The following is an 11,490-nucleotide window of genomic DNA, read 5'->3' as shown; positions in this document are numbered from 1 at the left end:
CAACTTCACCGACCCGGACGCTCGGATCATGAAGACCGCCGATGGGTCCTTCCACTACACCTACAACGCGCAGGCCATCGTTGATGCGGACCATCAAGTGATCGTCGCGGCGACGCTGACGAATATTGCCGTGGACGTTGAACAGGTCGTGCCGATGATCGAGAAACTCCACGCCGCGATGGGTACTCTCCCCGCCGAAGTGCTGGTGGATGCCGGGTATTGTTCAGCAGCAAACTTGGACTACGCCAAGACCGTGGAAGCCGCGAGCGACGGGCGGACTGAGTTCTTCATCGCGACCGGCCGGGTGAAGCACGGGGAACGTGTTCCAGATGTTCCTCGGGGCCGGATCCCCGCTGACGCGACGTTGCGCGAACGCATGGCGCGGAAGCTGAAGACGAAGAAGGGCCGCGCGGCCTATGCGCGGCGGAAGGCAATCGTGGAGCCCGTGTTCGGTCAGATCCACACCCGACAAGGAAAATTTGTTCTGCTACGCGGGTTGGAGCAAGCAGCCCACGAGTGGGACCTGATCGCTGCCTGCCACAACCTGATGAAGCTGCACACCGTGCACACCATGGCTCCCCTCGCCACGCAAGCCGCACTGACAGCCCGCCCGGCAACCTAAGGTCCAGGGCAGAGCCGCCCTGCCGGGCGCCAGCGGCCTCGACCTACTGCCGCCAACGCGGCACTGGCCCTATTTTCAGTCGGCACGAGAACAACGCAGACCCCGAAGTCCACGACGACCGCCACAGCAACGCCCCGCCCGCTGCGGCCAAATCGGCCCGGATCTCGTCGCATCAACTTCGAATAGGCGTTACTGACACACGCTCCTAGCGCTTTGGAAACGTTCGACTCAGGGTGCGGTCGAGGATCTCGATCAACCGACACTTCAATCTACGAGGGTCAGGCTGCAGCAGGGCCTCCCAGCATTCATTTCACCGTTTGGGGTGAACACTCATCGCCAGGCCGGAGGCATGGGTTCGATATCCTAGGAACATTGCAGACTTTCAAGAAAAGACGAATTGCCCCTTGTCTGCGAAATGGGGTTGCCCAAGGCCAGCATTAAGGAATTGAAGATGGCGGCACTGAGAGAATTAACGAAGACCAACCTGGACAAGCAGGGATTCGGAGGCCTCGATGATGACGCCAAGTCTTGTTACGCAGGGCCCTTACGATTCACACCGGCAGTAGGCACCGTCTTGATCATTGTCGGATTGATTTTGCAGTCGCCTATTTTTCTTGGATTGGGAGCAATCGTTCCTCTCACCGGCGCACTTTTCCCCCGTGGCATGATTCTTGATCTGGTCTATAATTTGGGCGTTCGCCATTTGTTTCGCACTCCCGCGCTTCCCCCCACGCCGAGTCCACGACGCTTTTCCTATCTGCTGTCCACCGTGCTACTTGCAGGTGCGGCTTTATCCTTCTATTACGGATTATCAGCGCTGGGAATCGTGCTGGGAGGAGCGGTCGCTCTCGGCGGCACAATCCTCACCACGACCCATTGGTGTCTCGGATCGTGGATCTACAGGCTAATCTTCCCCCACGCAGCGGCAAGGTGAGACGGTTCCCCGGTGGCACACGTAGGTCTTTGATGGTCTCCGGGGCGTCCATTATCAGTAACTTTCGATTCGCGATTCGCTGGCAAAGTCGGGGCCAAACTTGCGCACATGGACCCGCCGCCAGACGCGCTCAGTGTCTTTTTGCGCGAACGTCTGGGTCACGGAGTTCGCACACGCGCAGCGTTATTATCGTCAACCGTTCTCAACTTCATGCAGGGCATTTGGACGCCCATGACGCCAACGGCAGGCAGAGACAACCGCGCCGCTGCGGTTAACAAATACCGCAAGCCGACCACTGACCACCATCCGTATAGTTCACTTTGGATCAATCAGACCACTGTGTGTTAACGCCGACTGAAAACAGGGCCAGTATCGCCGATTGAAAATAGGGCCACCCAGCACTATGAAGGGTGATCAATATGGACGATTGGGCGAAGATACGCCAGCTGTTTTCAACGGGGCAGCATTCGAAGCGGGAGATCGGGCGGCTGGTCGGGGTGTCGCGCGGAACGGTTGATCGGGCGTTGGAAACGGACCGGCGTCGAAGTACCAGCGGGCCGCGACAGGCTCGAGTTTTGACGCGTATGCGGCGCAGGTGCGGGTGCTGCTGGCCGCGACGCCGCGCATGGCCGCGACAACATTGGCGGAGCGGGTGGGCTGGTCGGGGTCAGCGTCGGTGTTCCGGGACAAGGTCGCCTTGATTCGTCCCGAGTATGTGCCGCCGGACCCTGCGGATCGTCTGGTGCACGAGCCGGGTAAGCAGGTGCAGTGTGATCTGTGGTTCCCGCACGAGCCCCTGCCGCTGGGACACGGCCAGGCGGGCATGCCGCCGGTTCTGGTGATGACGTCGACGTTCTCCGGCTTCTTCCAAGCACTTATGTTGCCCTCTCGAACCACGTCGGACCTGCTCGGCGGCATGTGGTCCCTGCTCCAAGTCGCCGCCGCGGTGCCGCCGCGGCTGCTCTGGGACAACGAGACCGGGATCGGGAAGGGCAAGCTCACCGAACGCACGGCCGCGTTCGCGGGCACGCTGGGGGCCGAGATCAAGCTCCTCAAGGCCCGAGACCCGGAGTCCAAGGGCATGGTCGAGCGCCGAAACCGGTTCTTCCGGTCCTCGTTCATGTCGGGGCGTCACTTCGCATCACCGCAGGACTTCAACGAACAGATGGACCAGTGGCTACCGCTGGCCAATGCGCGCCATTCCCGGTCGCGGAGGGCCCGCCCGATCGATCTGATCGAGCAGGACCGCGCCGCGATGCGCCCGCTCTCGCCGGTGGCGACCGACGTCCTCTTTCGCAATACCGTGCGCCTGCCCAGGGACTACTACGTCCGGGTGCTCTCCAACGACTACTCCGTCGCGCCGGCGATGATCGGCCGGCTCGTCGACGTCACCGCCAGCCTCGATACCATCAACGTCACCCACAACGGGGTGAACATCACCACGCACGAGCGGGAATGGGCCCGCGCGCTGACGGTCACAGACCCGAACCACGTCGAGCAGGCCGGCGTGCTGCGCAGGCAGTTCCAGACCCACCGGCGCTACCGACCGCAAGCGACGGTCGCGTTCGTCGAGACGGCCAGCCTGGCGTCCTACGACGCCCTCTTCGGCGTTGATATCGGCCCGGACCTGACCGACCTGGACGTGGTCGAATGAGCGCCAGCAGCGGCGCGGAAGCCGAGATCGAGTCCTACGCCCGGGCACTCCGCGCGCCTCGCATCGGGGACGCGTTCCGGCGCTTGGGCGACCAGGCCCGCACTGCGGGCTGGTCCCACGAGGAATACCTCGCCGCGGTCCTCTCCCGCGAGGTCTCCGAACGCGAAGCCTCCGGTGCAGCCCTGCGGATCAAAGCGGCCCGGTTCCCCGGCCACAAGACCCTCGAGGACTTCAACTTCGATCATCAGCCCTCCGCGGACCGGAACCTGCTCGCTCACCTCAGCACGAGCACGTTCGTCACCGAAGCCAAGAACGTCGTGCTCCTCGGTCCGCCCGGCACGGGCAAGACCCACCTCGCCGTCGCGCTGGGCGTTCAAGCGGCCAAGCATGGCCACCGTGTCCTCTTCGACACCGCCACCGGCTGGGTCGCCCGGCTGCAGGAAGCGCACTCGCGAGGAAAGCTCGCCACCGAGCTCACGAAGCTGCGCCGCTACAACGTGCTGATCTGCGATTTATGCCGACATTGTGATTATGCCGATATCGGCATAGTGCGGTGAAGTCGGCTACATTCCATTTGATCAGGACGCCGCGAACCTGTTCTTCCAACTCGTCGCGAGCCGCTACGAACACGCGTCCCTAATCCTGACAAGCAACTTATCCTTCGGGCGCTGGGGCGAGGTCTTCGGCGACCAGACCGTCGCGTCCGCGATGATCGACCGCATCGTGCACCACGCCGACGTTCTCAGCCTCAAAGGCGCCAGTTATCGGATGAACAGCCACCGGCCCCCGCCGATACGGCATAGTAGAAATATCAATAGTGGTCCTGTTTTCAAACGGCACTATTGGCCCTGTTTTGGGTCGGCGTCAACACTGTTCTCAGTTTGCCCGTTGATGATCACTGTTACATATGTCGAACGCGGCGGCGCCGGCTTCAACGTAACGTTGAGCTGCGGTCCGAAGTACGGGGCGCTGACTTGTATATTCACTGACACATAGCCCCACCCGTCTCTACCGCTGATGTCGATGGCGTCCGCGCTGCTTGATCCTGTGGGAAATTCGAATTGAGGGTAGGCCGGCTGGTAGTAATCCAGAATCGCGGAGGGACTGCCCGGAGCGGAGAAAACGGCTGTGACGCCAGCGTCCTGCGCTTTCCCCGGTGGGTCGTTTCCGAGGTACTCGGCTCGGCCGAGCCGATCACCACCGGGGGGAGGATCGTTGAGAATGGGAACCACTCGGATCTGCGCGACTGTCCTCTCCGTGTTGGGAGCGTTGAACGTGCACCCCAGCACGACGGCCAAGCCGAGACCGAACACGAGCCTGGCTTCGCGAAACGGCGCATGTTCTGACCTCTGTTCGAGTGAGGATTCATGGTGTGATCCCAGTTCCCGATGCTCTTTCGCAGGGCAACGATGCCGCCGAGAAAAAGCAGACCGGCGGATGCCCGAACTGCGCGTTCGTTGACGACGGGAATGTCGATTCCATCGACCAGTTCGCCGATGACCGGCCGTTCCTCGCTGGTCATGAGGCTGTTCCCTGATGTTCGGTAAGCTCCTTCTGAGAACTGAGCTCCGTCAGGGCCTGGATTCCGCCCGCGCGGTAGGCTTCCCAGTCACGGTCCGGTCGGGTGACGGGTATCGGCTGGTTTGACCAGCGGATTTTCACGGCAGTGGCTGAGGCAACGATCCCGCCGGGATCGGTGTCGTCGGCAACCCGTCGCAACAGTTCGCCCAGAGCTGCCGCCTTTCCCTCAGCGAATTTTGCTGCGGGGTGCGAGCGGCCGTCCTTCGCAAGGGCACACGAAGACGTGTCGCCGAGCAGCGCCGACCACTCGTAGGCCGCCCGGATCCGGGCGCGCACGATGGCCGCCCGGGACAGGGTTGTGGAACGGCCTGATGAATCAGGTCCGTCAGGAGCCATCTGCGCACGTGCAGCGATCGGACTGCGCAACTCCGTAGAGCGCGTCCTCGATGTGCTGGCCGCAGCCGTCCCACGTCGCCTTTTTGCAGTTTGAACACGTGATCTGGTAGCACATGGCAATTTCCTTTTCGTTTGATCTTGCTCGACGGAATCGAGAATAACATACCCCCTGGGGTATTTTGTTCGTCAGTTGCAGGGTATAACCGCGAGTCCGCGCCACGTGTTCCGCCTTCCCCTCCCGATCGAAGGCTCGATACGCCCGCCCCTAACGGACAAGGCGACTCTGGGCACGTTCTTCGATGCCCTCGGCTAGGAACGATCCGCCCTGATCGCGCATGTTTCCGCGGATGGGGCGGCCTGGACCGAGGCCCGCAAACAGCCCGTCAGAACGCAACCGCTCCGTCGATCGCCGACTGGATTCTGGCGAGGACCCGGCCCGGGCCGATGTCGCGATCGAAGACAGCGACAACGACACGCGACGACGCGGCGCGCTCATTCGGATCCGGGAAGAGCACAGGGCTGAACAGGCCGCACAGGCTGCGCAGCTGCGTGTCGAGTATTTCGGTCGCGGGGATCTCGGCGCGTTTGAGCCACGCCCGCAGCATGTCGTTGTGCACGGAAACGATTCCCGCCGCGAGCGCCGTGATCGCCCAGCCGCGTTCGGATGCGCCCGGGACGACCTCGCGGAGGTAGCTCGCGAAAGCCCGCTCATACCGATGGGAACTCACAAGCTCCCGGTCACGTAGAGTGGGATTGCGCTACAGGAGCTCATGTCTGGTGAGCGACGCCTCCCGGCGGGAGAGGTGATGGTCCAGGACGATTCGTGCACCATGCCTCAGCGCCTCGAGTGGGTCGCCCGAGGCGGCGTCCAGATAGGCGGAGAGGCGCTCGAGCAGGTAGTCGTGATCGGCGAAGACCACGTCTTCCTTCGAACCGAAACGGCGGAAGAACGTGCTCCGGCTGATCTGGGCGGCGTCGGCGAGCTCTTCGACGGTCGTCGCCTCGTATCCCCTCGTCGAGAGAAGGGCGATCGCGACTGTGGTCGCATCGGACGGCCTCTGTCGTCTCATCGGGTCATCGACCATGACGTTGAAGCTATCACGCGTCCAGGCGGAGCCTGTCCGCGTACCGCGCGACGAGTTCTCGCTTCAGGACCTTGCCGCTGGAGTTCAGGGGGAACGCGTCGACGAACTCGACGAACCTCGGGAACTTGAAGGGCGCGATTCGTTCCTTGGCGTACTCGATGATTCCTTCGGGGGTCACGGTGCCACCGTGGACGCGGACGACGACCGCCGCGATCTCTTGGCCGCGAACCTCGTCGGGGACTCCGAAGACGGCGACTGCCGCGACCTCATGGTGCCGGGAGAGCATCTCTTCGACCTCCCGCGGGTAGACGTTGTATCCGTTGCGGATGATCAGGTCCTTCTTTCGATCGAGGATCCGGATGTAGTCGTCCTGGTCCTTGACCCCGAGATCGCCGGTCCGGAACCAACCGTCGACGATTGCCGCTTCCGTCGCCTCCGGACGGTTGAGGTATCCCTTCATGAGGTTGTGGCCGCGGATGACGAGTTCCCCGAATTCGCCGCGCGGAAGCAGCTCGATCGTGTCTTCCACATCCGCGCGGGCGATCTCGACGTCGACGCCCCAGATCGGCGTTCCGATCGAGCCGGGCCGCGGCGCGACGCCAACGTGGTTGAAGGTCGCGACGGGGGACGTCTCGGTGAGTCCGTATCCTTCGTGGATCTCGACGCCGTAGACGTCGTTGAAGCGCTCCATGACGGCCAGCGGGATAGAGGCACCCCCTGAGACCGCATAGCGCAGCCGTCGTGGGCGCTCGTGGTTGCGAGTCGCCGCGTCGAGAAGGGCGATGTACATGGTCGGGACGCCGAAGAAGACGTCGACCTCGTGCTGATTGAGGAGGGTGAGTGCCGTGTCTCCGTCGAATTTCGGGACGAGGACGATGGTTGCGCCGATTCTCAGACCCGCATTCAGGACGCAGGTCTGCCCGAAAGTGTGGAAGAGGGGGAGGGTGCCGAGAATGGTGTCGCTGGATCGCAAATCGAAGGTTGAGATCAGAAGAGCGTTGACCTGTTCGATCAGCGAGAAGTGGCTGCCCTCCGCTCCCTTGGGGGTGCCGGTCGTCCCGCTCGTGTAGAGGATCGTCGCGGTGTCACCGGGGTCGGTCGGGGTGATGTCGTCGATGGGCGTCGCCTTCGCCGCGAGGTCTTCGAGCCGCGTCTGCGTGCCGTTGCCCTGAGCCTCTCCGACGGACAGCACGTGGACACCCGCCTGGACCGCGCCGCGAGAGCCCGCAGCGAGGAGCCCGGCATGGACGACGACGGTGTGAGTACCACTGTCCCTCAGCACATATTCGATCTCGTCGGCGCCGAGGAGCGCGTGGATCGGGATGACCGTCGCCCCGAGGGCGAGAATGGCGTAATAGGCGCGGGGGAAGTCGGCGACGTTAGGAATCAGGATGGCGACCCGGTCGCCCCTGCCGACACCGTGATCCCGGAGTCCTCCCGCATAGGCGCGAACCTGATCCCACAGTTGGGCGTAGCTCACCGTCTCGTCGCCGACGATCAGCGCCGTCTTGCCGCCCTGGCGGCGTGCGGACTCCGAGACGATCGTGGCGACGGACATTGTCGTGGGACGTGATGCGGTCGAGGACATGGCTGCAACTCCTTTGTTGTGTGTCATGGGGTTGAACTGGGCGCTGTGTGACACGGAGTGTCAACTCCGAGCACTAAGTTTCGGAGTCTTTGTGCCCCGTGTCAAGCCGGTCACTGGACCATTGCTCACGTCGGCGCGTCCGTTTGGGACGGAGTGTCTTGACATGGCACGCCATTTCATAGCAGGCTTGCACAATTCCTCGTGACTCTGCGCGGGGCGTGCCGATCGAGCACTGGAGCACGTAGCGCGGCACTTCTCCGACATCGAGGCACTGCACACCTACGAAGGCACCGAGACGGTCCAGGCTCTCATCATCGGTCGCGACATCACCGGGTTTTCCGCCTTCGCCTAGCCAGCGTCTCCCGCCACCTTCTCACCCCTTCTTCGCAAAGGAACAACCATGAGCGACCCCGCAACCACGCCCGTCCTGATCGGAGGCGCCCGAACCCCGTTCGCGCGTTTCAATGGCGCCTTCGCTTCCCTTCAATCCGCCGAGCTCGGCGCACATGCCATCCGGGCCGCGCTCGATCGAACGGGCGTCCCCGCTGCGGCGATCGACGCCGTCATCGTGGGCCAGGTGATCCAGGCCGGGGCGGGCCAGGGGCCCGCACGCCAGGCGAGTATCGGGGCGGGCCTCGGCTGGGACGTCCCGACCGTGACAGTCAACAAGCTGTGTCTGTCGGGCCTAACCGCGATCATCGACGCGGCCAGACTCATCCGCACCGGTGAGGCCCAGGTCGTCGTCGCCGGTGGCCAGGAATCCATGAGCAACGCGCCGCACCTGCTTCTCGGCTCCCGCCGGGCGGCTCCGCTCGGCGACCGCGCCCTCGTCGACTCCCTCAATCACGACGGCCTGGTCGACCCGTTCGATCGGTTGCTCATGGGGACGGCGACGGACCGGGGCAACGTGACGCGGGGGATCCCGAGGGAGCGCCAGGATGCTTTCGCGGCGCTTTCGCACTCGCGCGCTGCCGCGGCGCAGGACGCGGAGATCCTCGCCGAGGAGATAGTTCCCCTCTCGGTCCCGCAGCGTCGTGGTGGCCCTGTCCTCGTCGCGGCGGATGATGGGATCCGCCGCGACACGACGATCGAGACGCTCGCACGCCTGCGGCCCGCGTTCGCGGAGGGCGGCAACGTCACAGCGGGCAGTTCGTCGCAGCTCACCGACGGCGCCGCGATGGTCGTGGTCGCGAGCAAGGCGTGGGCCCTGGCCGCGGGGATTCCCTGGCTCGCCGAGATCGGCGCCGCCGGTCAGGTGGCGGGGCCGGACGGCTCGCTGCATTCCCAGCCCTCCCGAGCCATCGCCCAGGCCCTTCGGCGCCAATCCCTGGCCGTCGGTGACCTCGACGTCATCGAGATCAACGAGGCGTTCGCCTCCGTTGTGCTTCAATCGGCCGACGACCTCGGGGTGTCCCCGGAGGCGATCAACACGGAGGGCGGGGCGATCGCTCTCGGCCACCCCGTCGGCGCATCAGGCGCGCGCCTCGCGCTGCACACCGCACTCGCGCTGCGGCGCCGCGGCGGAGGACGCAGCGTTGCCGCGCTCTGCGGTGGCGGCGGGCAGGGCGAGGCGCTGATCCTGTTCTGCTGAGCCGCCAGAGCCGTCCGTGTGAACACCTTCTTTTGCGTGTCACGAACACCCCGAACAACATCTGGAGAAGCGCACGCCAGAGCTCTGGAAGGCCGTACACGCGATTCTCGCCGTAATGGGGGAGACTGTGGCCATGACGAGTGGAGAGTGACATGGGGACCGTGCAGCGGGGAATGCCGGAGGTCGACGCGATCGTGGTCGGCTCCGGTCCCAACGGCCTCGCCGCCGCGGTTACCCTTGCCCGGGCCGGACTCTCGGTGCGCGTCTACGAGAAGTCCGGCAGCGTCGGTGGGGGCGCCGCCACCGCGGAGCTGACCCTGCCGGGCTTCCACCATGACGTCTGTTCGGCCGTGCACCCGCTTGCGCTGGCTTCGGAGTTCTTTCAGCGGTTCGGGCTCGCGGACCGGATCGAACTGGCCGTCCCGGAGGTCTCCTACGGGCATCCTCTGCCGGGCGGCAGCGCCGGCCTCGCCTACCGCAGCCTGTCCCGTACCGTCGCCGAGCTGGGCCGGGACGGCGCGGCCTGGAACCGGCTCTTCGCGCCTCTCGTAGCGCATTCCGGGCAGGTGGCGGAGTTCACCGGGGGGCAGCTTCTGCGTCTGCCGAAGCATCCGGCCACCGCACTGCGCTTCGGCGTGCGCTCCCTCGAGCAGGGCAGCCCGCTCTGGGACCTGCGCTTCTCGGGCGAAACCGCGCCCGCCCTCCTGACCGGCGTCAGTGCACACACGATGAGGGCACTGCCCAGTATCGCCACCGCCGGTGCCGGCCTCACTCTCGCCACGTATGCGCACGCCGGCGGCTGGCCGATCCCGGTCGGCGGCAGTGGGGCGATCGTGACCGCGCTGGTCGACGACCTGCTCGCTCACGGTGGCGAGATCGTCACGTCCACCGAGGTGCGTCGGCTGAGCGACCTGCCGCCAGCCCGCTTGGTGATGCTCGACCTCACACCTCGGGCGCTACTGCGGCTCGCCGAGGGCGAGCTGCCGGACGCTTACGCGCGACGGCTGCGCGCCTTCCGGTACGGCAACGGCGTCGCCAAGGTCGACTTCGCCCTGTCGGATCCGGTGCCCTGGCAGGCGGCCGGATTGCGGGCGGCGGCCACCGTACACGTGGGCGGCACTCGGGCGCAGATCCGGCGAGCCGAGAACACCGTCGCCCGCGGTCGGCACGCCGAGGATCCGTATGTGCTCGTGTCCCAGCCCAGCGTCATCGACCCCAGCCGCGCACCGGCCGGTCGGCACACCCTGTGGGCGTACACCCATGTTCCGCGCGGCTCCACCATCGACCAAACCGAAGCGACCGTGCGCCAGATCGAGCGATACGCCCCGGGTTTCCGGGACACCATCCTGGCCAGCGCCGGCCGCACCGCCACGCAGATGGAACAGCACAATCCCAACTACATCGGCGGTGATATCTCGGCCGGCGAGGTGAGTCTGACCCAACTCGTGCGCCGCCCGGTCCTCTCCCCGGACCCGTGGCGCACGCCCCTGAACGGCGTGTACCTCTGCTCGTCGTCCACGCCGCCTGGCCCCGGCGTGCACGGCCTGGCCGGCTGGCACGCGGCCCTGAGCGCCCTGCGACATGACCTCGGGGTGCGCACCGCCCCCGATCTCTCCCCATCCAACCGAAAAAGGTGACACCGTGGCCGTGAACTACCGCACCATGAGCTGCCCGCCCGAGAACGTCTTCGCCGTTCTGGCAGACGGATGGCTGTACCCGAGCTGGGTCGTCGGAGCCTCCCGCATGCGGGACGTCGACGCCACGTGGCCCAAAGAGGGAAGCGCCATCCATCACTCCGTCGGAGTCTGGCCCGCCCTGATTGACGACACCACATCTGCTCTGGAGTGGGACCCGCCCCGGCACGCGCTCTTCAAGGCCCGGGGCTGGCCGATCGGCGAGGCCCACGTGGCTCTGGACGTGAAGGCCCGAGGCGACGGATGCGTCGTGCGCCTCACCGAGGATGCCACCGCCGGCCCCGGCCGGTTTGTGCCCCTGTTCCTGCGCGACTCGGTCATCGGGGTGCGAAACGTGGAGACGCTGCGCCGACTCTCGTTCCTCGCAGAGGGCGGCGCCGGGCTCTCCTAGCCCGACGAATTCGA

11 protein-coding genes and 1 pseudogene are annotated in these 11,490 nt (G+C 65.2%); 8 read left to right on the top strand and 4 right to left on the bottom strand.

The window, feature by feature from the left end; translation table 11 throughout:
* From E3T24_RS04290 to E3T24_RS17210, 5 genes and pseudogenes are all read left to right on the top strand, one after another.
* Positions 1-622, top strand: a 622-nt coding sequence (locus tag E3T24_RS04290; RefSeq protein ID WP_206750175.1) for a transposase, incomplete at its 5' end; no start/stop codon positions are given.
* 451 nt (positions 623-1,073) lie between these two features.
* Positions 1,074-1,556: a DUF4395 family protein gene (locus tag E3T24_RS04285; RefSeq protein WP_160141104.1), complete on the top strand. Its 483-nt coding sequence runs from the start codon at positions 1,074-1,076 to the stop codon at positions 1,554-1,556.
* 595 nt (positions 1,557-2,151) lie between these two features.
* Positions 2,152-3,210, top strand: coding sequence for a DDE-type integrase/transposase/recombinase (locus tag E3T24_RS04280; protein WP_198418088.1), 1,059 nt, complete (start codon positions 2,152-2,154; stop codon positions 3,208-3,210).
* Positions 3,207-3,981, top strand: a pseudogene (gene istB / locus E3T24_RS04275) (IS21-like element helper ATPase IstB); the annotation flags it as partial. The gene E3T24_RS04280 and the pseudogene istB, both read left to right, overlap by 4 nt.
* A 601-nt stretch (positions 3,982-4,582) precedes the next feature.
* Positions 4,583-4,747 (top strand): hypothetical protein, encoded by a 165-nt coding sequence (locus E3T24_RS17210; protein ID WP_166787157.1) that lies wholly within the window; start codon positions 4,583-4,585, stop codon positions 4,745-4,747.
* Here the strand turns inward: E3T24_RS17210 and E3T24_RS04270 are convergent.
* The 4 genes from E3T24_RS04270 to E3T24_RS04255 all read right to left on the bottom strand — a co-directional run bounded on the left by E3T24_RS04270 (position 4,729) and on the right by E3T24_RS04255 (position 7,800).
* The gene (locus E3T24_RS04270; RefSeq protein ID WP_134402441.1) at positions 4,729-5,067 is read right to left on the bottom strand and encodes a hypothetical protein; all 339 of its coding nucleotides are present in this window, start codon (positions 5,065-5,067) and stop codon (positions 4,729-4,731) included. The genes E3T24_RS17210 and E3T24_RS04270 overlap by 19 nt on opposite strands.
* 443 nt (positions 5,068-5,510) lie before the next feature.
* A complete protein-coding gene (locus E3T24_RS04265; protein WP_134434323.1) occupies positions 5,511-5,855 on the bottom strand; it encodes a hypothetical protein in 345 nt (114 codons plus the stop codon).
* A 30-nt stretch (positions 5,856-5,885) separates the two neighbouring features.
* Positions 5,886-6,197 carry a TetR/AcrR family transcriptional regulator gene (locus E3T24_RS04260; protein ID WP_166789160.1) on the bottom strand — a complete coding sequence of 104 codons (312 nt, stop codon included), beginning with the start codon at positions 6,195-6,197 and terminating at the stop codon, positions 5,886-5,888.
* Between the two features lie 28 nt (positions 6,198-6,225).
* Positions 6,226-7,800, bottom strand: coding sequence for a long-chain fatty acid--CoA ligase (locus E3T24_RS04255; RefSeq protein ID WP_134402442.1), 1,575 nt, complete (start codon positions 7,798-7,800; stop codon positions 6,226-6,228).
* 400 nt (positions 7,801-8,200) lie between these two features.
* On the opposite strand from E3T24_RS04255, the gene E3T24_RS04250 reads away from it, so the two are divergent.
* From E3T24_RS04250 to E3T24_RS04240, 3 genes are all read left to right on the top strand, one after another.
* On the top strand, positions 8,201-9,391 hold the full coding sequence (locus E3T24_RS04250; protein WP_134368197.1) for an acetyl-CoA C-acyltransferase: 1,191 nt from the start codon (positions 8,201-8,203) through the stop codon (positions 9,389-9,391).
* Positions 9,392-9,564: 173 nt separating this feature from the next.
* Positions 9,565-11,028 (top strand): NAD(P)/FAD-dependent oxidoreductase, encoded by a 1,464-nt coding sequence (locus E3T24_RS04245; RefSeq protein ID WP_134434326.1) that lies wholly within the window; start codon positions 9,565-9,567, stop codon positions 11,026-11,028.
* Positions 11,029-11,032: 4 nt separating this feature from the next.
* A complete protein-coding gene (locus E3T24_RS04240; RefSeq protein WP_134368198.1) occupies positions 11,033-11,476 on the top strand; it encodes an SRPBCC family protein in 444 nt (147 codons plus the stop codon).
* Positions 11,477-11,490 lie beyond the last annotated feature (14 nt).

The sequence above is a fragment of the Cryobacterium sp. TmT2-59 genome, assembly GCF_004403545.1.
Taxonomy (GTDB): domain Bacteria; phylum Actinomycetota; class Actinomycetes; order Actinomycetales; family Microbacteriaceae; genus Cryobacterium; species Cryobacterium shii.
Note: the sequence above shows the minus strand (reverse complement) of the source record. Positions and strands in the feature narration are given on the sequence as shown.